At 72.2% G+C, this 23,356-nt stretch carries 23 protein-coding genes; 14 read left to right on the top strand and 9 right to left on the bottom strand.

What is annotated here, in order from left to right; genetic code table 11:
- Positions 1-25: 25 nt before the first annotated feature.
- Together ACZ2G1_RS02155 and ACZ2G1_RS02150 are read left to right on the top strand one after the other, a co-directional pair.
- Entirely contained in the window at positions 26-304 is a 279-nt protein-coding gene (locus ACZ2G1_RS02155; RefSeq protein ID WP_126350125.1) for a hypothetical protein, read from the top strand.
- Positions 301-1,287: an SURF1 family cytochrome oxidase biogenesis protein gene (locus tag ACZ2G1_RS02150; RefSeq protein ID WP_126346334.1), complete on the top strand. Its 987-nt coding sequence runs from the start codon at positions 301-303 to the stop codon at positions 1,285-1,287. Before ACZ2G1_RS02155 ends, ACZ2G1_RS02150 begins: the two co-directional genes overlap by 4 nt.
- A gap of 21 nt (positions 1,288-1,308) precedes the next feature.
- Here the strand turns inward: ACZ2G1_RS02150 and abc-f are convergent, their stop codons facing one another.
- Complete coding sequence (gene abc-f, locus ACZ2G1_RS02145) at positions 1,309-2,907, bottom strand: ribosomal protection-like ABC-F family protein (protein WP_017834289.1); 1,599 nt, start codon at positions 2,905-2,907, stop codon at positions 1,309-1,311.
- 308 nt (positions 2,908-3,215) lie between these two features.
- Between abc-f and ACZ2G1_RS02140 the strand changes: the two genes are divergently transcribed.
- From ACZ2G1_RS02140 to ypfJ, 9 genes are all read left to right on the top strand, one after another.
- The gene (locus ACZ2G1_RS02140; protein WP_017834290.1) at positions 3,216-4,184 is read left to right on the top strand and encodes a glucosyl-3-phosphoglycerate synthase; all 969 of its coding nucleotides are present in this window, start codon (positions 3,216-3,218) and stop codon (positions 4,182-4,184) included.
- A complete protein-coding gene (locus tag ACZ2G1_RS02135; RefSeq protein ID WP_470377411.1) occupies positions 4,181-5,320 on the top strand; it encodes a glycosyltransferase in 1,140 nt (379 codons plus the stop codon). The genes ACZ2G1_RS02140 and ACZ2G1_RS02135 overlap by 4 nt, the downstream gene beginning before the upstream one ends.
- Positions 5,317-6,333, top strand: a complete 1,017-nt coding sequence (locus tag ACZ2G1_RS02130; RefSeq protein ID WP_017834292.1) for a Gfo/Idh/MocA family protein — start codon at positions 5,317-5,319, stop codon at positions 6,331-6,333. Before ACZ2G1_RS02135 ends, ACZ2G1_RS02130 begins: the two co-directional genes overlap by 4 nt.
- Positions 6,330-7,424: a zinc-dependent alcohol dehydrogenase gene (locus tag ACZ2G1_RS02125; protein WP_095651525.1), complete on the top strand. Its 1,095-nt coding sequence runs from the start codon at positions 6,330-6,332 to the stop codon at positions 7,422-7,424. The genes ACZ2G1_RS02130 and ACZ2G1_RS02125 overlap by 4 nt, the downstream gene beginning before the upstream one ends.
- A 130-nt stretch (positions 7,425-7,554) precedes the next feature.
- Positions 7,555-9,003 carry an AI-2E family transporter gene (locus ACZ2G1_RS02120; protein ID WP_017834294.1) on the top strand — a complete coding sequence of 483 codons (1,449 nt, stop codon included), beginning with the start codon at positions 7,555-7,557 and terminating at the stop codon, positions 9,001-9,003.
- Positions 9,004-9,013: 10 nt separating this feature from the next.
- Positions 9,014-9,637, top strand: coding sequence for a biotin transporter BioY (locus ACZ2G1_RS02115; RefSeq protein WP_017834295.1), 624 nt, complete (start codon positions 9,014-9,016; stop codon positions 9,635-9,637).
- A gap of 3 nt (positions 9,638-9,640) precedes the next feature.
- Complete coding sequence (locus tag ACZ2G1_RS02110) at positions 9,641-10,378, top strand: energy-coupling factor ABC transporter ATP-binding protein (protein WP_017834296.1); 738 nt, start codon at positions 9,641-9,643, stop codon at positions 10,376-10,378.
- Positions 10,375-10,986, top strand: a complete 612-nt coding sequence (locus ACZ2G1_RS02105) for an energy-coupling factor transporter transmembrane component T family protein (RefSeq protein ID WP_035924101.1) — start codon at positions 10,375-10,377, stop codon at positions 10,984-10,986. The genes ACZ2G1_RS02110 and ACZ2G1_RS02105 overlap by 4 nt, the downstream gene beginning before the upstream one ends.
- 43 nt (positions 10,987-11,029) lie before the next feature.
- Complete coding sequence (gene ypfJ / locus ACZ2G1_RS02100; protein WP_470377410.1) at positions 11,030-11,938, top strand: KPN_02809 family neutral zinc metallopeptidase; 909 nt, start codon at positions 11,030-11,032, stop codon at positions 11,936-11,938.
- 312 nt (positions 11,939-12,250) lie between these two features.
- Here ypfJ and ACZ2G1_RS02095 read toward each other — a convergent pair whose 3' ends face one another.
- The 8 genes from ACZ2G1_RS02095 to ACZ2G1_RS02060 all read right to left on the bottom strand — a co-directional run bounded on the left by ACZ2G1_RS02095 (position 12,251) and on the right by ACZ2G1_RS02060 (position 20,184).
- Entirely contained in the window at positions 12,251-12,940 is a 690-nt protein-coding gene (locus ACZ2G1_RS02095; RefSeq protein WP_017834299.1) for a DUF6994 family protein, read from the bottom strand.
- Between the two features lie 685 nt (positions 12,941-13,625).
- Complete coding sequence (locus ACZ2G1_RS02090) at positions 13,626-14,348, bottom strand: NYN domain-containing protein (RefSeq protein ID WP_017834300.1); 723 nt, start codon at positions 14,346-14,348, stop codon at positions 13,626-13,628.
- 81 nt (positions 14,349-14,429) lie between these two features.
- Positions 14,430-15,221: a ZIP family metal transporter gene (locus tag ACZ2G1_RS02085; RefSeq protein ID WP_095651528.1), complete on the bottom strand. Its 792-nt coding sequence runs from the start codon at positions 15,219-15,221 to the stop codon at positions 14,430-14,432.
- A gap of 133 nt (positions 15,222-15,354) precedes the next feature.
- Entirely contained in the window at positions 15,355-15,711 is a 357-nt protein-coding gene (locus ACZ2G1_RS02080) for a metal-sulfur cluster assembly factor (RefSeq protein ID WP_035923963.1), read from the bottom strand.
- Between the two features lie 39 nt (positions 15,712-15,750).
- Positions 15,751-16,512, bottom strand: coding sequence for a Fe-S cluster assembly ATPase SufC (gene sufC / locus ACZ2G1_RS02075; protein ID WP_017834303.1), 762 nt, complete (start codon positions 16,510-16,512; stop codon positions 15,751-15,753).
- A 61-nt stretch (positions 16,513-16,573) separates the two neighbouring features.
- Complete coding sequence (sufD, locus tag ACZ2G1_RS02070) at positions 16,574-17,773, bottom strand: Fe-S cluster assembly protein SufD (RefSeq protein WP_043739415.1); 1,200 nt, start codon at positions 17,771-17,773, stop codon at positions 16,574-16,576.
- A gap of 166 nt (positions 17,774-17,939) precedes the next feature.
- Entirely contained in the window at positions 17,940-19,394 is a 1,455-nt protein-coding gene (sufB, locus tag ACZ2G1_RS02065) for a Fe-S cluster assembly protein SufB (RefSeq protein ID WP_035923965.1), read from the bottom strand.
- Positions 19,387-20,184 (bottom strand): helix-turn-helix transcriptional regulator, encoded by a 798-nt coding sequence (locus ACZ2G1_RS02060; protein ID WP_017832790.1) that lies wholly within the window; start codon positions 20,182-20,184, stop codon positions 19,387-19,389. The genes sufB and ACZ2G1_RS02060 overlap by 8 nt, the downstream gene beginning before the upstream one ends.
- Before the next feature lie 232 nt (positions 20,185-20,416).
- Between ACZ2G1_RS02060 and ACZ2G1_RS02055 the strand changes: the two genes are divergently transcribed.
- The 3 genes from ACZ2G1_RS02055 to ACZ2G1_RS02045 all read left to right on the top strand — a co-directional run bounded on the left by ACZ2G1_RS02055 (position 20,417) and on the right by ACZ2G1_RS02045 (position 23,354).
- Positions 20,417-21,424 (top strand): ABC transporter ATP-binding protein, encoded by a 1,008-nt coding sequence (locus ACZ2G1_RS02055; RefSeq protein WP_470377409.1) that lies wholly within the window; start codon positions 20,417-20,419, stop codon positions 21,422-21,424.
- A complete protein-coding gene (locus ACZ2G1_RS02050; protein WP_035923967.1) occupies positions 21,421-22,209 on the top strand; it encodes an ABC transporter permease in 789 nt (262 codons plus the stop codon). Before ACZ2G1_RS02055 ends, ACZ2G1_RS02050 begins: the two co-directional genes overlap by 4 nt.
- A gap of 119 nt (positions 22,210-22,328) precedes the next feature.
- Positions 22,329-23,354, top strand: a complete 1,026-nt coding sequence (locus ACZ2G1_RS02045; RefSeq protein ID WP_470377408.1) for a COX15/CtaA family protein — start codon at positions 22,329-22,331, stop codon at positions 23,352-23,354.
- The last annotated feature ends 2 nt before the right edge of the window (positions 23,355-23,356 follow it).

Raw genomic sequence — 23,356 nt, 5'->3', positions numbered from 1 at the left:
GAAGACCCTGAGGAGCACGACCGCCGTGGAGTTCGACCTGCTCGGATCGCTGTCCCCGCGAGGCGCCGACGCTCCCCCGGCCGGGCCCGACACCCCGCAGTGCTCCCGCAAGGGTTGCCGCGCGGACGCCGCGTGGCAGATCCGCTGGAACAACCCGCGCATCCACGCCCCGGAGCGCCGCAAGACGTGGCTGGCGTGCCCCGATCACCGCGGCGACCTCGAGCAGTTCCTCGGCGCGCGCGGCTTCTGGAAGGACACCGTCCCCCTCGCCGACGCCGGCCCCGCGCAGGAGCCCCGGGGATGAACGACTACCGTTTCCTGCTCAGCGGCAAGTGGCTCGGCTTCTTCCTTCTCGCCTGCGCCGCCGCCGTGGTCTCGGTGTACCTGGGCGGCTGGCAGATGGACCGCAACGACCACCTGGTCGGCGAGAACGCCAAGATCACGCAGAACTACCGCGCCGAGCCCCTGACCGGTGCGGCCGCCGCCGAGCAGTTCGCCGTCCACGACGAGCGCCTCACCTGGCACCCCGTCGAGCTCACGGGCGAGTACCTGCCCGAGGACCAGGTGCTGGTCCGCAACAGGCCGCAGGACGGACGCGTCGGCTACGAGGTGCTCGTCCCGTTCCGCACGCAGGACGGGGACGTCGTGGTCCTCGACCGCGGCTGGATCCCCACGGGTGAGGCGGCCAACGGGATGCCGGACGAGGTGCCGGCCCCGCCCGCCGGCCGGGTGACGGTCACCGCCCGGCTCCAGCCCGGGGAGCCGGCCGTCAGCCGCGGCGCCCCCGCGGGCCAGATCGCCTCGATCGACCTCGAGGAGCTGCGCGAGCGCTGGGACCGGCCGATCGGGACGGCGGCCTACGGCGAGGTCTTCGCCGAGGACCCGGCCCCCGCGGCGGCCCCCGCGCCGGCTCCGGAGCCGGAGATCGACTCCGGGCCGCACCTGTCCTACTCGTTGCAGTGGTACGCGTTCGCGGCGCTGTTCTTCGTGGCCTGGGGCTACGCCGCCCGGCAGCAGGCCCGCAACGACGCCTGGGACCGCCAGTTCGCCCAGGAGATGGAGCGCCGGCTCGCACGGTTCTACGACGAGGACGGCAACTACATCGGCGAGGGCGACGAGGAGCTCGTCGTCCGCCAGCTCGAGATGGCCGACGACATGCCGGCCCACCTCAAGTCGCTCATGCGCCCCCGGCCGCAGCGCCGGCGCTCCGGCCCCACGTGGGAGGACGAGGAGGACGCGATGCTGGACGCCCTGGAGCGCGAGCACACCTCCGCCGCCCGCGACTGACGTCGCGAGGGGCGCCCGCCGTCAGGCGAGGGAGATGAGGTCCTGGTACTCCTGGCTCCACAGGTCCTCGGTGCCGTCGGGCAGGATCACCACGCGCTCGGGGTCCAGCGCCTCGACCGCGCCCTCGTCGTGGGAGACGAGCACGACCGCGCCCTCGTAGGTGCGCAGCGCGTTGAGGATCTCCCGGCGGGAGGCCGGGTCCAGGTTGTTGGTCGGCTCGTCGAGCAGCAGCACGTTGGCGGAGGAGGCCACGAGGGTCGCCAGCGCCAGGCGGGTCTTCTCGCCGCCGGAGAGCACCCCGGCCGGCTTGGACACGTCGTCGCCCTGGAACAGGAACGAGCCCAGGACGTTGCGGACCTCCGTGTCGGCGAGGTCCGGGGCGGCGGAGCGCATGTTCTCCAGCACCGTCCGGTCCGGGTCCAGGGTGTCGTGCTCCTGGGCGAAGTAGCCGAGCTTGAGGCCGTGCCCCGGGACCACCTCACCGGTGTCCGGCTGGGCCTCGCCCGCCAGCATCCGAAGCAGCGTGGTCTTGCCGGCGCCGTTGAACCCGAGGATGACCACCCGGGAGCCCCGGTCGATGGCCAGGTCCACGTCGTTGAAGATCTCGAGCGAGCCGTAGGACTTGGACAGGTCCCGGGCGGTCAGCGGGGTCTTGCCGCAGTCGGCGGGCTTCGGGAAGCGGATGTTCGCGACCTTGTCCGCCTGGCGCTCGCCCTCGAGGCCGTTCATGAGCCGCTCGGCGCGCTTGATCATCTGCTGGGCGGCCACGGCCTTGCTGGCCTTGGCGCGCATCTTGTTGGCCTGGTCCATCAGCGCGGTGGCCTTCTTCTCCGCGTTGGCGTACTCGCGCTTGCGGCGGTGGGCGTCCTGCTCGCGCTGCAGCAGGTAGTTCTTCCAGCCCATGTTGTACAGGTCGATGACGCAGCGGTTGGCGTCCAGGTACAGGACCTTGTTGACCACCATCTCCATCAGCTCCACGTCGTGGCTGATCACCAGCAGCCCGCCCTGGAAGTTCTTCAGGAAGTCCCGCAGCCACACCACGGAGTCGGCGTCCAGGTGGTTGGTGGGCTCGTCGAGGAGCATGATGTCGGCGTCCGAGAACAGGATGCGGGCCAGCTCCACGCGACGGCGCTGCCCGCCGGAGAGGGTGCGCAGCGGCTGGTCGAGGATCCGCTCGGGCAGGTCCAGGTTGGACGTGATCGTCGCGGCCTCGGACTCCGCGGCGTAGCCGCCGCCGGCGAGGAACTCCGACTCGAGCCGGTCGTAGCCGCGCATGGCCTTGCTGCGCACGGCGTCGTCCTCGGAGGCCATGTCCTGCTCCGCCTGGCGCAGGCGGGCGACGACGCCCGCGAGGTTGCGGGCGGAGAGGATGCGGTCCCGGGCCAGCTGCTCCATGTCCTCGACCTTGGGGTCCTGCGGGAGGTAGCCGATGGCCCCGGTGCGCGTGACCGTCCCGCCCGCGGGCAGGGTCTCCCCGGCGAGGACCTTGGTCATCGTGGTCTTGCCGGCGCCGTTGCGCCCGACCAGGCCGATCTTGTCCCCCTTGTCCACCCGGAAGTTGACCTCGTCCATGAGCAGCCGCGCACCGGCACGCAGTTCGAGGTTCTGGACAGTGATCACGGAGGAGACCTTTCGGGAGGCAGTGGTGAGGAGTGGGTGCCCTGACCGGGCAACCTGTCCATTCTACCGGTCCCCGTTCCGCGGCGGCACCCCGCGCAGCGGGCCGGGTCCGCGTTCTTGCTCACGTGCCGGACGGGCGCCTTCTCCGGGGCATCTTCTGCGCGGCCCGGGCCCGGAGGCTGACACATTCGCCCGACACAATCGCCCGACTCCGGGCGGGCTCTTCTCGGCGGGGCCGTCGCTGGGTAGTGTCCGACGTCAACTGGTCAGTCTCCTTCCAGTATTTCTCATCGTCGGAAGCGGGCAGGATGCGACAGGACGTCCAGCAGTGGTTCACCACCCGCAGCTACCACGGCAGCCAGTGGTCCGCGGAGCAGCTCTGCCGCCGGAAGCGCGGCAGCACGGTCAGTGTGGTGCTCCCGGCCCGCAACGAGGCCGAGACCGTGGGCGCGATCGTCACCGCGCTGCGGCGCACGCTCATGGAGGACGTGGCGCTGATCGACGAGCTCGTCGTCATCGACTCCGACTCGACGGACGGCACGGGGGCGGTCGCCGCGGCGGCCGGGGCCCGGGTCCACCGGCAGGCCGACATCCTGCCCGCCCACGGCAACGTCCCCGGCAAGGGCGAGGCGCTGTGGAAGTCCCTGGCCGTGACCACCGGGGACGTGCTCGCGTTCGTGGACTCGGACCTGCGGGAGTTCGACCCCCAGTTCGCCGTGGGGCTGCTGGGGCCGCTGCTGACCGAGCCGGGGGTGCAGTTCGTCAAGAGCTGCTACGACCGCCCGCTGCACGACGGCGCCACGGTGATGCCGGCGGGCGGTGGGCGCGTCACCGAGCTCGTGGCCCGCCCGCTGCTGAACCTGTTCTGGCCGCAGCTGGCGGGGCTGGTCCAGCCGCTGGCCGGGGAGTACGCGGGACGCCGGAGCCTGCTCGAACGGGTGCCGTTCGTCTCCGGGTACGGGGTGGAGATCGCGATGCTCATCGACGTGCTGGAGGCCGTGGGCCTGGACGCGATGGCGCAGGTGGACCTGGGTGTCCGGTCCCACCGGAACTCCTCCGACGCCGCCCTGGCCCGCATGGCCGCCCAGATCCAGCTGACGGTCCAGGCGCGGCTGCGCTGCGACTCCCCCGTCGCCGACGAGAGCGGGCGCCTCACGCAGTTCCTGCGCCAGGGGGAGCGCTTCCTCGCCGAGGTCCATGACGTCAGCGTCCGCGAGCGCCCGCCCATGGTGCAGGTGCCCGAGTACCGGGCGCAGCCGGCCGGCCGCGTCGCATGAGCGCGCTGCGGGTGCTCGTCAACGCGGGCCCCTGGCTGCCCGTGCCCCCGTCCGGCTACGGCGGGATCGAGACGGTGGTCGCCACCCTGGTGCCGGAGCTCCGGCGCGCCGGCGTGCACGTCACCCTCGCCACGGTGGGCCCCAGCACGCTCGAGGCCGACGACCACCTGCGCCCCCTGCCCGAGCCCGCGTTCCGCTCCATCGCGATGCCCTACAACCGGGTCTCGGGCATCGCCCACGCGCACATGCAGGGCCTCGTGGACGCGCTGCGGGGACCGCGGCGGTGGGACCTCGTGCACGACCACCTGGAGGTCGTGGGACCGTCCGTGCTGGGCGCGATGGGCACGGCGGCCCCACCGGTGCTGCAGACCCTGCACTGGGACCTGCGCAAGCACCCCGAGTTCTACTCGGCGTTCGACGGACGGGGCCGGGTCCGGTTCGCGGCGGTCTCCGCGTCCCAGCTCGAGCGGGCGCCGGCCAACCTGCGGCGGCAGACGCTGGGGGTGGTGCCGCTGGCCGCGCCCCCGGGGCTGCCCGTGGACGCGCCCCGGGGCGAGCACGCGCTGGTGCTGGCCCGGATCACCGCCGACAAGGGCCAGGACACCGCCGCCCGCGTCTGCCGGCGGGCGGGGATCCCGCTGGTGCTGGCCGGGCCCGTGGCCGGCATCGACGACCCCGAGGAGCTGGAGCGGCGCCTCGCCGACGGCGACGAGGCGCTGCGCTCCCACCCCGACGTCCGGTACTGGCTCGAGGCGGTCCGGCCCCTGGTCGACGGGACGTCGGTGGCCTGGGTGGGCGGGGTGGCGGGCGAGCGCAAGGAGCGCCTGCTGCGCTCGGCCCGCGCCCTGCTGACGCCCAACCGCTGGGCCGAACCCGGGGCCACCGGTGTCGTCGAGGCGCTGTCCCGGGGGGTGCCCGTCGTGGGGACCCCCCTGGGGGTGCTGCCCTCCCTGGTGGAGCACGGCCGCACCGGGTTCCTGGCCGCGGCGGAGGACGACCTGGTCGAGCACCTGCGGGACCTGGACAGCATCGACCCGCGGACCTGCCGGGACGCCGCCGAGCAGTGGACGCCGGCGGGCATGGCCCGGCGCTACCTGGACCTGTACCACCGGCTCCTGGAGGAGAACCCGACATGACGCTGCGCATCACCCTGGTCGGGGCGGGATCCGTGGCCCGTCGCCACGTCGACGTGCTGCACGGACTCGGCGGGGCGCGCGTGGTCGGGGTGACGGACGCGCACCTGCCCGCCGCCACCGCCCTGGCCGCTGAGCTCGACGTCCCCGCGTTCACCGACCCCGCGCAGGCCCTCGACGCCGTGGCGGCCGACGCCGTCTACGTCTGCGTGCCGCCGTTCGCCCACGGGCCCGCCGAGCTCGCCGCGCTGGAGCGCGGCAAGGCGCTGTTCGTGGAGAAGCCCGTGGGACTGGGCCTGGACGTCGCCGAGCAGATCGGTGCCCGGGTCGAGGAGAGCGGGGTGGTCACGGGCACCGGCTACCACTGGCGCTGCCTCGACACCGCCGTGCTGGCCCGGGAGCTCCTCGCCGAGGCGCCCCCGCTGCTGGCCAACGGCTACTGGCTGGACAAGCGACCGCCCGTGCCGTGGTGGGGGCGGACGGACCGCTCGGGCGGCCAGGTCGTGGAGCAGCTCACCCACGTGCTGGACACCGCCCGCTTCCTGCTGGGCGAGGCCGTCGAGGTGTACGCCGCAGGGATCCGCAGGGCCCCGGACGGGGCCCCGCAGGACTACGGCGACGTCGACGACGCCACCGCCGCGACCGTGCGCTTCCGCTCCGGGGCCGTCGCCACGCTCGCCGCGACGTCGGCGCTCGCGGTCAAGCACCGCGCCGCCCTGCACACCGTGAGCCGCGGGCTCTACCTGGAGCTCTCGGAGCAGGGCCTCACCGCCTACGCCGCGCGGGACCGCTCCGAGCACACCCCCGCCGAGGACCCGAGGGTGACCGTCGACCGGGAGTTCCTCGAGGCGGTGCGCGGCGAGCGCGAGTCCACCCGCGCACCCTACGGCGAGGCGCTGCGCACCCACCGGCTCGCGTGCGCGATCGCCGACTCGGCGCGCACCGGGCGGCCCGTCGCCCTGGCGGACCCGGACCGCGTGGGACCGGACCGCGCAGGACCGGCGGGTGAGCCGTGAGAGCGCGCCGCAACCTCGTCGTCCCCGCCCGGCACCGGATCGAGATCGTGGAGGAGGAGCTGCCCGCGGTCCCGGACGGCGGCGTGCTGCTGGAGACCCTCGCCACAGGGCTGTCCGCGGGCACGGAGCTGGCCTTCGTCAAGGGAGACCACCCGGGGCTGCACTCCCGGCACGACACCGAGCTCGGGCTGTTCCGGCCCGGTGCCGCGGAGCAGGGCTACCCGGTGCGCCGCCTGGGCTACATGGAGGTCGCCCGGGTGGCGAGCTCCCGCACGCCGGCGTTCCGGGCCGGCGACGTGCTCGCCACGGCCTACGGCCACGCCACCGCCCACGTCGCCGACCCGCTCACCGAGCACCTGGTGCCGCTGCCGGAGACGCTGGACCCCCTGCTCGGCGTGTTCGTCGCCCACTTCGGCCCCATCTGCGCCAACGGGCTGCTGCACGCCGCGGCGGACGCGGGACCGGTCCGCGGGCTCGGCGACGGGGTCGCCGGGCGGCTCGTGCTGGTCACGGGCGCGGGCCCGGTGGGTCTCATGACGGCCCTGTTCGCCCGCGCCCTCGGCGCGCGCGAGGTCGCCGTCGCCGACGCCGACCCTCGACGGCGGGCGCTCGCCGAGCGGCTGGGCTTCTTCCCCCTGGACCTCGCCGACGACCCCGGCCGGGTGCTCAAGACCCGCTGGCGGCACGGGCCGGGAGACCACGGCGCGGACCTCGTGTTCCAGTGCCGCGGCAAGCCCGAGGCCCTGCACGCGGCGCTGCGCGCGGTCCGGCCGCAGGGCAGCGTCATCGACCTGGCGTTCTACACCGCGGGCGCGGACGCGGTGCGGCTGGGCGAGGAGTTCCACCACAACGGGCTGAGCCTGCGCTGCGCACAGATCGGCCGGGTCCCCCGCGGTCTCGCCCACACCTGGGACCGGCAGCGGCTGTCCGCGGAGACCATCCGCCTGCTGGCCGCCCACGGCGGCGAGATCCGCGAGCACCTGATCAGCGACGTCGTGCCCTTCGACGAGGCTCCCGCGCTGATGCAGGACGTGGTCGTGCGGCGCCGGCACGTGCTCACCGCGGTCTTCGTCGTCGACGACCCCCGCTGAGCCCTCCGGCCCACGCGCGCGGGCACCGTTGGACAGCCCTCCACAGTCGCCTTAGTGTTGGCTCGATCGCCGTCGTCCCGTCCGCGGTGCCCGTCTTCCCTTCGCCACCCACGCCCCGAGGAGCGCCCGCATGGGAAATCCCCCACGCCCCGAGCAGCACAGCACGTCGTCCGGAGGCTCGAGTGCGGCGCCGCTGCACGCCGAGCGCGTCCTCGGCGGTCAGGCCGACCCCGGCACCAGCGCGGCCCCCGCCACGGGCCCCGGGGTCGAGCCCGCTGGCTTCGAGGAGGCCACCCAGGCCCTCGCCCCCGCCGTCAGCCCCTGGGCGGACTCCCTCGGCCGGGCCGGTTCCCGCGCCGCCCAGACCCTGCTCGTCGCCGCCGTGGTGGTCGGGCTGATCTGGATCCTGCTGCAGGTCAAGGTCGTGCTCATCGCCGTGCTCGTCGCGCTCATCCTGGCCTCCGCCGTGGGACCGGTCGTGAAGTGGCTCGAGCGCAAGGGCTGGTCCAACCTGCTGGCCACCCTCGCCGCCTTCCTCGGGATCCTGGCACTCGTCGGCGGGGTGCTCACCGGCATCGTGCTCGCCGTGCGCAGCGAGTGGGACACGCTCACCGCCTCGGCGGTGGAGGGCTGGGAGGAGCTGCAGCGCCTCGTGCAGTCCGGACCGATCCCCGTCGACACGGCCGCCATCGACTCCGCCGTCCAGCAGGCCGGGGACTTCGTCACCAGCGGCTCCTTCGCGGGCGGCGCCCTCAGCGGCCTGGGCGCCGCCACCGAGTTCGTGACCGGCCTGGTGCTGATGATCGTGGTGCTCTTCTTCTGCCTCAAGGACGGCGAGAAGATGTGGAACTTCACGCTGCGCTGGTTCCGCGGCGAGCGCCGGGCCAAGCTCGCGGAGTCCGTGGACCGCAGCGCGCAGGTGCTCGGCGGCTACGTCCGCGGAACGGCGTTCGTGGCGGCGGTGGACGCCGTGCTCATCGGGGGCGCGCTGCTCGTCCTGGGCGTCCCCCTGGCGATCCCCCTCGCGGTCCTCGTGTTCGTCACCGCGTTCATCCCGGTGGTCGGCGCCACCATCGCGGGCATCATCGCCGCCCTGGTCGCCCTGGTCACCAACGGGCCGGTCATCGCCCTCGCGGTGGTCGTGGTGATCGTCGCGGTGAACCAGATCGAGGGCAACATCCTGCAGCCCATCATCATGGGCCGCACCCTCAGCCTGCACGCCCTCATGGTGCTGCTCGCCCTGACCGTCGGCACGCTGGTCGGCGGCATCTTCGGCGCCATCCTGGCCGTGCCGTACACCGCCGTGGCGTGGGCCGTCATCCAGGTCTGGTCCAACCGCTACCAGGTCGGCGACGACCCGGTGCTCGGCCCGGACCCGGTGAACCCGAAGGACCGCGTCGAGGCCAAGGCCACCATGGCCGAGCGCTGGAAGTACCAGCGGATGCGCTACCAGCAGGCCCTGGGCGGACGCTTCGGGGCCACGGAGCGCGACGCCGTCCGGCAGCGCGACGACGCCGACGGCGCGGGGCCCGCGCAGGACGAGGACACCGGTTCCGCCCCGGGGGCCCGCAAGCCCTAGTCTGGGTGCCATGACCAACGTCGAGCGCCGCCGCACCATCACCGCCGAGGACCTCGCGAACATCGCCGTGTTCGCCGCCCTCACGGCCGCCCTGTCCGTGCTCCCCGGGATCCCCCTGGGCGCGGCGGGGGTGCCGCTGACCCTGCAGACCCTCGCCGTGTTCCTGACCGGCCTGGTCCTGGGCGGCACCCGCGGGCTCCTGGCCGTGGCGCTGTACGTCCTGGTGGGCCTGATCGGCGTGCCGGTGTTCGCGGGCTTCCGCGGCGGCTTCGGCGTGCTCGCCGGGCCCTCGGCGGGCTACATCCTGGCCTTCCCGTTCGCCGCGGCCGCGGCCGGCTACGTGGCCCAGTGGCTGATCCCGGCCCGCCGGGCCAACGACGGCGGCGCCACCAACGCCCGCTACGAGCGCACCGGCACCTACACCCTGCGGCTGGTGGCCGCGGCCCTGGCCGGTTTCGTGGTGATCCGGATCGGCGGCATCCTCGGCCTGGTGGTCAACGCGCGCCTGCCCTTCCAGGACGCGTTCCTGGCCGACCTCGTGTTCTGGCCCGGCGACCTGCTCAAGGTGGTGCTCGCGGCGGTCATCGCCGTGGGCGTGCACAAGGCGTTCCCCCGGATCGCGGGCACGCGCTGAGCCGTGCCCGGATCCCCCGGGGCCGCGGCCCTCGTGTGCTCCCGCGTGACCGTCACGGTGCCCACCGCCTCGGGTGAGCTGACCCTGCTGCGCGACCTCGACGTGAGCCTGGGCGAGCGGCGGGTGGCCGTGCTCGGGCTCAACGGATCCGGGAAGTCCACGCTCCTGCGGCTGTTCAACGGCCTCGTCCGCCCGTCCTCGGGCACTGTCACGGTGCACGGCACCGACGTGACCCGGGACGTGCGCGCGGCCCGGCGTCGGGTGGGCTTCGTGTTCACCGACCCCCTCTCCCAGCTGGTGATGCCGACCCCGGTCGAGGACGTCGAGCTGTCCCTGCGCGGGGCCGGCGTGCCCCGGGCCCGACGACGGACCGCCGCCCTCGAGCTGCTCGAGCGCGCGGGCATCGGCCACCGGGCCGAGCACAGCATCTACGACCTCTCCGGCGGGGAGCGCCAGCTGGCGGCGTTCGCGGCGGTGCTGGCCGTGGAGCCCGAGGTGCTCGTCCTCGACGAGCCCACCACCCTCCTCGACCTGCGCAACCGTGGGCGGCTCATGGGGCTGCTCGACGGGCTCCCGCACCAGCTGCTGATCTCCACGCACGACCTCGGCCTGGCCGCGACCGCCCCGCGCGTCCTGGTCCTGCACGAGGGCGCCCTGGTCGCGGACGGCCCGCCCGAGGAGGTCGTTCCCGCCTACGAACGGTGGTGCGCGCACGGCTTCCCCGGGGAGGCGCGCCCGTGAGCCGGGGCCCGGACCTCTTCGGCAGCTACTCCCCCGGCACCGGCCCCCTGCACCGCGCCCCGCTCCGGGTCAAGGGGCTCGGCATCGTCGCCGTGACCCTGGCCGTGGTGCTCTCGCCCTCGTGGCCGGTCCCCGCCGCGCTGACCCTGCTCCTTCTCGTCGCGGGCTCCGCCGCGGGCATCGGCGCCCGCGAATGGTGGCGGGGACTCGCCCCCGCCCTGCCCGTGCTGGTCCTGCTGGCCGTCTACCACGTCCTGACCTCGGGACCGGCCATGGCCGCCGACGTGGTGCTGACGATCGTCGTCCTCCTCGTGCTCACCCGGGTCCTGATGCACACCACGCCCCTGCCGGAGCTCCTCGACGGCGTCGTGTGGCTGTGCTCGCCGGTGCGGCTGGTCGGGGCGGACCCCGAGCGCATCGGCCTGGCGATCTCCCTGATGCTGCGCTCGATCCCCTTCATCGTGGGCGCCGTGGGCGAGCTCCGGGACGCCGTGCGAGCCCGTGGGCTGCGCCCGAACCCCGTGCGACTGGTGACCCCGGCGGTGATCTCCGCCGTCGCCTACGCCCAGCGGACCGGTGAGGCCCTCGCCGCCCGCGGCTTCGACTGAGCGCCGGCACCCGCGCCACCATCAGACGGCTTACACTTCAGCCATGAGTTTCGACAACAGCTCCCAGCTGGACGCCTCCCGCGTCGGCAGCGGCGGCGGGCGAGGACGCGGGATCGCCGTGGGCGGTGGACTGGGCGGCGGACTGCTGCTGCTCGTCGTGGGGCTGCTCTTCGGCCAGGACGGCATCGACGCGATCACCGGCGGGGGCGGCCAGGACACCGGGTCGCAGACCTCCGTGGAGCAGGAGCGGGCGGAGCGGTGCCGGACCGGTGAGGACGCCAACCGGTACACCGACTGCCGGATGATCGCCACCGCGCAGAGCCTCGACCAGTTCTGGGAGGACTACCTGCCGCAGGCCACGGGCGAGCAGTACGTGATGCCCGGCGTGGAGCTGTTCGAGGGCCAGACCAACACCGGGTGCGGCGCGGCGTCCTCGGCCGTGGGCCCGTTCTACTGCCCCGCGGACGAGACCGCCTACCTCGACATCGCGTTCTTCGACGAGCTGCAGACCCAGTTCGGCGCCGAGGGCGGTCCGCTGGCCGAGGAGTACGTGCTCGCCCACGAGTTCGGCCACCACATCCAGAACCAGATCGGCACCCTCGGCTACGCCCAGCAGGACCCGCAGGGCCCCGAGTCCGGCGCCGTGCGCGTGGAGCTGCAGGCCGACTGCCTGGCCGGGCTGTGGGCCGGCGGCGCCGCCGGGGACACGTCCGGGGCCGTGGACCTGGGCGACATCTCCCAGGAGGAGCTCGACCAGGCCCTCGACGCCGCCTCCGCGATCGGCGACGACCGGATCCAGGAGACCACCCAGGGACGGGTCAGCCCCGAGAACTTCACCCACGGCGCCTCCGCCCAGCGGCAGCTGTGGTTCTACGCGGGCTACCGCACCGGCGACATCAACGCCTGCGACACCTTCAGCGCCCGCGACCTGAACGCCCCGCCGGCCGTCTGACACCCGGCCGTCACGCCACCTAGGACACCGAGTCCCCACTCCGGCGCCGCCCGGGGCGCCGACTCCCCACAGTGATCGCAAACCCCCAATCCGATGGTGGGGACATGCGAGCTCTGTGGGGACTCGGCACTGGTCGAACCGCGGATGGCGGTACACCTGACTCGGCTTGCCGAGCTGGTCGCGCGCCATCGACTCTTTCCATGTTGGCCTGGCTTGCCCAAATGCTACGACTTCAAATTGCAGGGCTTCGGCGGCGAGAGGGGCTCGTTCCGCCGCAGGGACCGGACCGCTCGGTGTTCACGTGTTGCGCCTCTAGGGTTGTGCGTCGATCCTGCGGTTACGGGAGGTGATGAAATCGTTGCTGAGCCGCAGATAATTGAGGTATTCGTCAGCGTTTTTCGGTACGGCCGGGGTGCGGAAGTCCTCGAACCGGTGGAAGAACCGGATAGTTTCGCCGTCCTCCTCGACGAGGTCCTGAAGCAGGAAGAATTCGACGTACCCGGAGAAGTCCTCGAACAGGGCGAAGAAATCTGCATACCGGTGCAGGACATCTGCGAGGGGGCTCGGCTCACGGAGGTAGTGACGCCGAATGCACTCCAAGGTCAGGTCGAAGCGGTCGGCGATCTTGCCATTGAATCCACGCGCACCATTGATGTTCTGCTTTCCACCGATTCTGATACCCGGGAACACCAGGGTGCTTCCGGCTGTGTAGCCGCGCCACTCAGGCAGCTCGTTGTCCGGGATGTCGCGCAGGACGCGGGACGCCCGTTTCCGCAGCCGGGTGGTGATGGCGTCGCTGGAAAGACGAAAGACCCCCAAAGGGGATCGGTGCGCGAGGTAAGAGCGGGGTTCAGGTGCCAGGTCGAAGCGTGCGCCGGAGGGCAGCTCCTTGCTCCACAGCAGTTGGTGATGCTTGCGAAGGGTGGAGCTGAAGGAGTCAGGATCCTTGCCGGCCGGAGTGTCTGAGTGGTAGTCGAAGGACGTATCGACGCCTGCGGTCATGTGGTACCCCCATTCGATGCAAATGCACGGTTAAGGGTCACAGTAGTGGCATGGGGCCTACATCAATAGCAACCTGCGCGGCCACGCGGACCCGTCCTCAACACGGAAATCCGAAGCCTTGTCGACGCCGGACGAATACTGAGCAGATGCGACAGCGTCTGTCTCGCTTGGTCGCAACACCATCGGCTTGGTTTTGGGGCGCTTACGGTGGGTAGACGACTAGTGGGGTTCCTAAAGCTGGTGGCACGGACGTGCCGCGTTCAGCGACGGACTTTTGGCCTCTCCCATGGCGGAGTCTGCATCCCCGGCTTGGATGTCAGATGCCAGCACCGGCACGAACTGCAGAAGTACGCCCCTTTGGGGCCATCGAGGCCGCGATTTGCGTAACCGCGGGCTATTGCCTTCATCGCAACCACAGCAGTCCGACGGCTGGCGTAATGGATCTTCGAGCATTCCGACATGACGATTCCTCGACTTGTCGCACTCGGCGGGCTCATATCCTGCCCGGTACGCGGTTCACGCTTAACAGCGATCGGCCACAAAGGAACCTGAAGGCTCCACTTGTCAATCACAATAGCAAAACAAGCGCGCCTGTGCCGCCGACCACACGCCGCATATGGATTTCATCTGGTGGACGGTGTCTTAAAGAGTAGCGAGATTGCCGAGGTGGGTGCACCGTCGTCGGTCAGCGGCGGCGGCTGTCCCGCACCTGGACGCCCGGGTTCTGCCGGCGGACGTCGAAGAGGCCGGTGGCCTCGATGAGGTCGCTGAGCTTGCGGTACCCGTAGTTGCGGGAGTCGAAGGACGCCTGGTTGCCGATCTGCTGGCCGACGGCGCCGAGGTGCGCCCAGCCGTCGTCGCCGCTGGCGGCGTCCACCGCGCTCCGCAGCATCCTGACCAGCCGGGCGTCCCCGCGCAGCGCCTGCTGCGGCGCGGCCGCCGGCGCCTCCCCGGGCTTCTCCTCGGCGGGCTCCCCCAGGCTCTCCACGTAGGTGAACTGCGAGCAGGCGTTGATGAACGGCTCCGGGGTCTGCCGCTGGCCGAATCCGTAGACCTTGTGCCCGTCGGTGAGGATCCGCATCACCAGCGGGGTGAAGTCGGCGTCGCTGGAGACGATCGCGAAGCCGTCGACCGATCCGGCGTAGAGGAGGTCCATGGCGTCGATCACCATGGCCATGTCCGAGGCGTTCTTGCCGGTGCTGTAGGCGAACTGCTGGATCGGCCGGATCGCGTACGCGTGCAGCACCGCCTCCCACTGCTGCAGGTGCGGGCTCTTCCAGTTGCCGTAGGCGCGCCGGACGTTCGCGGCGCCGTGGCGGGCCACCTCGGCGAGGACCACGTCGATCTTGGCCGCCGGTGCGTTGTCGGCGTCGATGAGCAGGGCGATGCGCTTTTCGTCGGTGTTCACGCGTCGACTCTGCCACGGACCGGGCCCGAGCGGAGCACGGGACGCGCGGCGTGACGCCCCCCGGGGAGCGCCGAGCGGTGCTCAGGCCAGGGACAGGGCGAAGGACAGGGCGAAGCCCGCCGCCGTGCTCAGGGCCACCGCCGGCCCGCCGTGCTCGTAGGCCTCCGGCATCAGGGTGTCGGCCAGGGACGCGATCACCGCGCCGGCGGCGAAGGCGAGCGGCAGGGAGATCGTCTCGGGGTCGCTGCCGGCCAGCGGACCGGCGCCGATCAGCACGGCCACCACCAGGAGCACGGCGCAGACCGTCCAGAGCAGGACGGCCTTGCCGCGGGGCATGCCCTGCTCGCGCATGGACGCCGCGCCGACCAGGGACTCGGGCAGGTTGGACACGAAGATCGCCGCGAGCAGGGCCAGGCCGCCCGTGCCCTCGGTGAGCGAGACGCCCAGCGCCACGTTCTCGGGCACGCCGTCCAGGGTGACGGCGGCCAGCAGCGCGAGCCCCGCGGCGCCGCCGGTGGAGGCGGCCGTCGGCGCCTTCTCGTCCGCGGCGGCGTCGGTGTCCAGCTTGGCGCTGCCCTGCTGCTGCTCCGCGTCCGCGGAGGCCGGTCCCGGCTGCGCCCAGCGGTCCAGGAGGGCGCTGAGCGCCGTGAAGACCACGGCGCCGGCGAAGAGACCGATGACGGCGAGCCAGATTCCGCCCCGCTCGTAGGCGTCCTCGAACAGCTCGAAGGCCAGCGCGGTGATGAGCGCGCCCGCGGCGAAGGACAGCAGGATGGCGAGCAGGCGCTTCGGGAGCTCGAAGCGCACGCCCACCAGCGCCCCGATGACGAGCGCGCTCGAGGCGACGATCCCGAAGAGCAAGGTCTGGCCCATGACGGCAGTGTAGGAGCGCGCGGCGTCGGCGCACCCACAATTCGCAAGGTTACTTATAGAACGGGGCGCGGCACGACGACGCCCCGCCCACCTCCTGCGAGGTGGGCGGGGCAGCGTCGGTGCGGAGGAGGACTCAGATGTTGAAGCCCAGGGCCCGCATCTGGTCGCGGCCGTCCTCGGTGATCCGGTCGGGACCCCACGGCGGCATCCAGACCCAGTTGACGCGCCACTCGTCCACCATGGGGTCGAGGTTCTGCGCGCACTGCTCCTCGATGACGTCCTGCAGCGGGCACGCGGCCGTGGTCAGGGTCATGTCAAGGACCAGGGCGCCGTCCTCGGCCCACTTGGAGCCGTAGAGCAGGCCCAGGTCCACGATGTTGACGCCGAGTTCGGGGTCGATGACGTTCTTGAGCGCCTCCTCGACCTCCTCGGCGGAGGGCCGGCCCGCGGTCGCGGGGTCGGCGGTGGTCTCAGCAGGGGTGTCGGCCATCGCTGGCCTCCTTTCGAAAGCTGGTGGGGTCGGAGCCGCTTACTTGGCGGGGGCCAGGTAGCGGTCGTAGCCCTCGTTCTCGAGCCGCTCGGCGAGCTCGGGACCGCCCTCGTCCACCACGCGGCCGTCGTGGAACACGTGCACGAACTGCGGCTTGATGTAGCGCAGGATGCGGGTGTAGTGGGTGATGAGCATGACGCCCATGTCGTTGGTCTCCAGGGCGCGGTTGACGCCCTCGGAGACGACCTTGAGCGCGTCCACGTCCAGCCCGGAGTCGGTCTCGTCCAGCAGGGCGATCTTCGGCTTGAGCAGCTCGAGCTGGAGGATCTCGTGGCGCTTCTTCTCGCCGCCGGAGAAGCCCTCGTTGACGTTGCGCTGGATCATGTCGGGGCTGATCTTCAGCTGCTCCATGGCGGCCTTGACGTCCTTGGTCCACGTGCGCAGCGAGGGGGCCTCGCCGTCGATCGCGGTCTTGGCCGTGCGCAGGAAGTTGGAGGTCGTCACGCCGGGGATCTCCACCGGGTACTGCATGGCCAGGAAGAGCCCGGCGCGGGCGCGCTCGTCCACGGACATCTCCAGGACGTTCTGGCCGTCGAGGAGGACCTCGCCGGAGTCGACGACGTACTTGGGGTGCCCGGCGATGGTGGAGGCCAGCGTGGACTTGCCGGAGCCGTTGGGGCCCATGATCGCGTGGACCTCACCGGAGGTGATGGTCAGGTTCACGCCCTTGAGGATCGGCTTGGTGGTCTCGTCGTCGAGCACGACGGACGCGTGCAGGTCCTTGATCTCGAGAGTTGCCATGGATGGTTCTCCTGTGGTCGAAAAAGTCTGGGGTCGGAAGGGTGCGTGCGGGCGCGGCGGATCAGTAGTTCGCGGAGGCGAGCTCGTCCTGGACGGACCCGCGCAGCCGCTCCTCGATGTCCGGGACACCGATCTGCTGGATGATCTCGAAGAGGAATCCGCGGACCACGAGCCGGCGCGCCTCGTCCTCGGGGATGCCCCGGGACATGAGGTAGTACAGGTGCTCGTCGTCCAGCTGGCCGGTGGTGGAGGCGTGGCCCGCACCGGTGATGAGGCCGGTCTCGATCTCCAGGTTCGGCACGGAGTCCATCCGCGGGCCGTCGTTGAGGATCAGGTTCCGGTTGAGCTCGTAGGTGTCGGTGGCCTCCGCGGTGGCGCGGATGAGGACGTCGCCGATCCACACGCCGTGCGCGTTCTCGCCCTGCAGTGCGGACTTGTAGGTCACCCGCGAGGTGCAGTGGGGCTGGGAGTGGTCCACGAACAGCCGGGACTCCAGGTGCTGGCCGGCGTCCACGAAGGTCAGTCCGTACATCTCCACGGACCCGCCCGGGGCGTCGAAGCGGGTGGACGGGGTGACCCGCACGAGGTCGCCGCCGAGGCTGACGAGCACGTGCTTGAAGGTCGCGGACCGGCCGAGGCGCGCCTGCTGGGAGGAGGCGTGCACGGCGTCGTCGTCCCACTCCTGGAGGGTCACCACGGTGAGGTTCGCGGAGTCGGCGACCCGGAACTCGACGTTCTGCGAGAGCACGGCGCTGCCGTGGTGGCGCAGGACCACGAGGGCCTTGGAGAAGGGCTGGGCGTCGATCACGAGGTGCTGGGCCGCCGGGGTGGCGTCCGAGCCGTGGATGTCGACGAGCACGGGCGCGGCGACCTCGGTCTCCTGCGGCACGGTGAGCACCGTGGCCTCGGTGACGCTGCTCCACGCGTTCGCGGAGACGCGGTCCTCGGGGATCCCGGCGCTGCCGATGCGGGCGTCGTCCCGGCCCACGGTCTCGACGCGCACGGCGTCCGAGTCCACGGTCACCGCGGGCGCGGGGCCGGTCAGGGCGTCGGCGTGCAGCCCCTTGAGGCGCTTGAGCGGGGTGAACCGGAAGTCCTCCTCCCGCCCGGTGAGCTTCGGGAAGTCGGCGACGTCGTAGGACGTGCGCCGCCCGGCCCGCGAGGAGTCGGGCACGCCGGAGATGTCGCCGTGGGCGGTGTGCCGCACCAGGGTGTCGTTCTCGACCTTGTCGCGGGCCAGCCGCTCCCCCTCCAGGTCCATGCCCGGGATGGCGACGCGCCCCTCCCCGGTGCGGACCCCGTCGACCTTCTCGCCCAGGTTGCCGTAGGCGTCCTTGGCCGCGCCGACGGCCTTGTCGGCCACCGCGGTGGCCGCGGAGGCGGCGGCCTCCGTGGCGTTGCGAATCGTTTCGTTCAGCTTGGACATGTCAGCCAACGGATCCTTCCATCTGCAGTTCGATGAGGCGGTTGAGTTCGAGCGCGTACTCCATGGGCAGCTCGCGGGCGATCGGCTCCACGAACCCGCGCACGATCATCGCCATGGCCTCGTCCTCGGCCATCCCGCGCTGCATGAGGTAGAACAGCTGCTCCTCGGAGACGCGCGAGACGGTCGCCTCGTGGCCCATGGTGACGTCGTCCTCGCGGATGTCGACGTACGGGTACGTGTCGGAGCGGGAGATCGTGTCCACCAGCAGGGCGTCGCAGACCACGTTGGACCTCGAGCCGTGGGCGCCCTCGCGCACCTGCACGAGACCGCGGTAGGCGGCGCGGCCGCCGTTGCGGGCCACGGACTTCGAGACGATCGACGACGACGTGTTCGGGGCGATGTGCACCATCTTGGACCCGGTGTCCTGGTGCTGCCCCTCGCCGGCGAACGCGATCGAGAGGGTCTCGCCGCGGGCGTGCTCGCCGGTCATGTAGACCGCCGGGTACTTCTGGGTGACCTTCGAGCCGATGTTGCCGTCGATCCACTCCATGGTGGCGCCCTCGTGGGCGATCGCGCGCTTGGTCACGAGGTTGTACACGTTGTTCGACCAGTTCTGGATGGTCGTGTAGCGCACGCGGGCGTTCTTCTTGACGATGATCTCCACGACGGCGGAGTGCAGCGAGTCGGTCTTGTAGATCGGCGCGGTGCAGCCCTCGATGTAGTGGACGTAGGAGTCCTCGTCCGCGATGATGAGCGTCCGCTCGAACTGGCCCATGTTCTCCGTGTTGATGCGGAAGTAGGCCTGCAGCGGGATCTCGACGTGCACGCCCTTGGGGACGTAGACGAAGGAGCCGCCGGACCACACGGCCGTGTTCAGGGACGCGAACTTGTTGTCGCCCACGGGGATGACCGTGCCGAAGTACTCCGCGAAGAGCTCCGGGTGCTCCTTGAGCGCGGTGTCGGTGTCGAGGAAGATGACGCCCTGCTCCTCCAGGTCCTCGCGGATCTGGTGGTAGACGACCTCGGACTCGTACTGGGCGGCCACGCCGGAGACGAGCCGTCCGCGCTCGGCCTCGGGGATGCCGAGCTTCTCGTAGGTGTTGCGGATGTCCTCGGGCAGGTCCTCCCAGGTGGCGGCCTGCTTCTCCGTGGAGCGCACGAAGTACTTGATGTTGTCGAAGTCGATCCCGGACAGGTCCGCACCCCACGTGGGCATGGGCTTGCGGTCGAAGAACTTCAGGCCCTTCAGCCGCAGGTCGGTCATCCACTGCGGTTCACTCTTCTTCGCGGAGATGTCCCGGACGACGTCCTCGTCGACACCGCGGCGCGCGGAGGCGCCGGCCACGTCCGAGTCGGCCCAGCCGTACTCGTAGGTGCCGATGCCCTCGAGCTCGGGGTTCTTCTCCAGGATGTCGGCGATGACAGTGTCGTTGCCGCTGGCGATCTGGTCAGTCATGACGGCCTTCCTCTGTTGTCTGGTCTGTGGCGCGGGCCGCGGTGCGGTCCACGGAAGTCGGTGCCGCGGCGGGTCCCGGCCGCGTGAGGGGCACGTGCGTGGTGCACACGTGCGCGCCGGCGGCCTGGGTCGAGAGCCGGCGGACGTCGGTGCCGAGCAGCCGGGCGATGAGCTCGGTCTCCAGCTCGCAGAACTGCGGATAGCGGGCGGCCAGCTCGCGCACGGGGCAGTGCCCCTGGCACAGCTGCGCCGAGACGATGGTGCGGGACTCGCCGCGGCCGACGGCCACCTCGTTGGTGGAGGCGGCGAACCCGTCGCGGCTGAGCAGCCGCACCAGGACGGGCAGACGGTCGGCGACGTCGTCCCCGGCGGCCTCGACCTCGGGGCGGTAGGAGGCCTCCAGACGGTCCACGCGCTCCTGGATGAAGGCGTGCACGGCGTCCGGGCCGGCGATGCGGCGGATGGACTCCAGCGCGTCGGTCGCGATCTCGAGGTAGTCGTCGCCGAGTTTGGCGTGGCCCTCGGGGGCGACGACGTAGCGCCGCGCGGGGCGGCCGGCGCCCCCGCTGCGGCGGCGGACCATGGTGACCTCGATGAAGTGCTGCTGCTCGAGGGCGTCCAGGTGCCGGCGCACGGCGGCCGGGGTCAGCTCGAGCATCTCGCCGAGGTCCGCGGCGGAGACGGGACCGTGCTCCAGGACGGCGCCGAGCACGCGCGAGCGGGTGTTCTCCTCCTGCTCCGCCCGCGGGCCGGAGCGGGACCTGCTCCGGGCGTCCGTGGTCTGAGTCATGGGTGAACCGTTCGCTTCCTGCTCGGGGGTGGAGGCTCTCGTGCTGCAGCGCGCGACCCGCAAGGGACGCTTCTAATACACAACCGGAGTATGTCGTAATTCATTCCGGTCTGACCAGTAAGTGGAGCCTTACCGGGCTCCGTCCAAGAATCACGACTTACTCATAATAACCCCGGGGCGCGGTGGGGCCAAGGGGGCCGGGCCGCGGGCGCGCCCGCACTACACTGGTCCGGTGCCCGCCCAGAGTCCCCCCGCGTCCTCGCCCGCGCTCTCGATCGAGCGCCTCGTGAAGGAGTTCCCGGTCCGCCGGCGCCGCTCCCGGCGCCCGGCCGGACCGGGCGCGGCGCGCGCCGACGTGGTGCACGCCGTCGACGGCCTGTCCCTCACCGCGCGGCACGGCGAGATCACGGCGCTGCTGGGCCCCAACGGCGCGGGCAAGACGACCACCCTGGAGTGCGCCCAGGGGCTGCAGCGGCCCACGGGCGGCACTGTCCGGCTGCTGGGGCAGGACCCGTGGCGGGCCAGCCCGGCGCTGCGCGCCCGCGTGGGCGTGATGCTCCAGGACGGCGGGCTCCCCCAGGCGGTGCGCCCGCTGGAGCTGCTCCGGCACGTGGCGTCCCTCTACCGCAGCCCCCGGGACATGGACGAGCTCGTGGAGCGGCTCGGCATCAGCAGCTTCGACCGCACCGTGGTCCGCCGGCTCTCCGGCGGCCAGCGCCAGCGCGTGGCCCTGGCGGCGGCCCTCGCGGGCAACCCGGAGGTGCTCTTCCTCGACGAGCCCTCGGCCGGGATGGACCCGCAGTCCCGCAACATCGTCTTCGACCTCGTCCAGCAGCTGCGCCGGGAGGGGGTGTGCATCATCCTCACCACGCACCTGCTCGACGACGCCCAGCGTCTCGCCGACCAGGTCTACATCGTGGACCACGGCCGGGTCATGGCCCAGGGGTCCGTGGCGGAGCTGGTGGCCCCCGGCGCCGACGCCCCTGCCGTGCTCGTGCTGACGCTGGCCCCGGAGCAGCTGCGCGCGGGGCCGTTCCCGTGGGACGGCCCCGGGTTCGAGGGCGTCCGGGCGGACCGCGCCGACCGCACCGTGACCCTCACCGGCGCCCTCACGCCCCCGATGCTCGAGACCGTGACCCGGTGGTTCACCGCGACCGGCACGCTGCCCGAGTCCCTGTCCCTCCAGCCGCGCACCCTCGAGGACGTCTTCCTCGACATCTCCGGACGGGAGATCCGATGACCGCCCCCGCCCTGCCCACCGCCACCGCCCCCCGCCCGGAGCCCGCCACCCTGGCCCGCCGGGTGGCCGCCCAGGCCCGCTACGAGACGCGGGCCGTGCTGCGCAACGGCGAGCAGCTGCTGCTGCTGGTCATCCTGCCGCTCATGGCCCTCGTGGCCCTGACCCTCACCGACCTGCTGGACGCCGCCGTCCCGGCCGGCGCCTCCCGGGTGGACGTCGCCGTGCCGGGCGTGCTGGCGCTGTGCGTGCTCTCCAACGCCTTCTCGGGCCAGGGCATCCAGACCGGCTTCGACCGCCGCTACGGGGTCCTGCGCTTCCTCTCCACCACTCCCCTGGGCCGCGGCGGGCTGATCGCCGGCAAGCTGCTCGCGATCGTCGCGGTGCTCGTGGTGCAGTACGTGCTGGTGGCCGCGCTCGGCGCGGCCCTCGGCTGGCGCCCGGACGCGGCCACCGTGCTCGTCTCCGTGCCGGTGCTGCTGCTCGGCGCCGCGGCGTTCACCGGGCTGGGGCTGCTCCTCGCCGGCACGGTGCGCGCCGAGGCGACCCTCGCCGTCACCAACCTCGTGTGGGTGCTGCTCGCCGCCGTGGGCGGCACCCTGTTCCCCTCGAGCACGCTGCCGGCGGGGCTCACCTGGGTGGTGGAGGTGCTCCCCTCCGGCGCGCTGGGCACCGCCCTGCGCGAGACGTTCCTCACCGGGGCGCCCACGCCGCTGCCGGTGCTGGTGCTCCTCGTCTGGGCCGCCGCCGCCTGGGCCGGGGCCGTGCGCTGGTTCCGCTGGAGCTGAGCCGCCGGTCCGGACCCGGCCCCGAGGGCCCGTCCCGGCCGGCGGGACCCGGGGGCCGCGGAGGCGGATAAACTGGGCGCGGAGACCCCGCCGCACCGACCCCGTCCGGAAGTGAACTCATGAACCGCGCCAGCGACCCCAGCGACGTCGACGTCCGCGAGCACGGCGGTGGACTGCTGCCGAGCCGGATCACCCCGTGGGTGCGGTGGCTCGCCGTCGCGTCGCTGGTGGCGAACTCCGTGCTCATCCTCACCGGCGGGCTCGTCCGGCTGACCGGCTCGGGCCTGGGCTGCCCCACCTGGCCCCGGTGCACGGACGAGTCCTGGACCAACACCCCCGAGATGGGCATGCACGGCCTCATCGAGTTCGGCAACCGGCTGCTGACCTTCCTGCTGGCCGCCGTGGCGGTGCTGACGTTCCTGGCCGTGCTCCGGCTGCGCCACGAGCACCGCGACCTCTTCCGGATCGCCCTGCTGCTGGGTCTCGGCATCCCGCTGCAGGCCGTGGTCGGCGGGGTCACCGTGCTCACCGGGCTCAACCCGTGGATCGTGGGCATCCACTACCTCATCTCCGGGGCGATGATCGCGCTGGCCACGGTGCTGGTCAACCGCACCCGGCGGCGCTCCCTGCCTGCCGTGCGGGACGCCGAGCGCCCCGGCCAGGCCTACGGGCAGCGGCGGACCGTCCGCGGGCTCATGGTGAGCCTGGGGGTGCTCACCGCGCTGGTCCTCTACCTGGGCACCCTGGTCACGGGCACCGGCCCGCACGCCGGGGACGACACCACCGCCCGGCACGCGTTCGACGCCTACCTCGTCACCCGCGCCCACGCGGTCCCCGTGTACCTGATCGTCGCGGCCGTGGTCCTCGGGCTCGTGCTCGCCCGCCGGCACCGGTGGCCCGTGCCGCTGGCCTCGGGCCTCAACGTGCTCCTGGCCGCGCTGGTCCTGCAGGCGCTCATCGGCTACTACCAGTACTTCAACGGCGTGCCGATCGTCGCCGTGGCCCTGCACCTGGTGGGCTCCGCGGTGCTGATCTGGGCCACGGCCCGCACCGTGGAGAAGGGCTTCGCGGTCACCCGCACCCCGGCCCCGGTGCTGCGCAGCACCGACCGGGCGCAGCCGGCCGAGGCCCCGTCCCGCGGCTGAGG

It is taken from the genome of Kocuria sp. KKT182, assembly GCF_055635395.1.
Note: the sequence above shows the minus strand (reverse complement) of the source record. Positions and strands in the feature narration are given on the sequence as shown.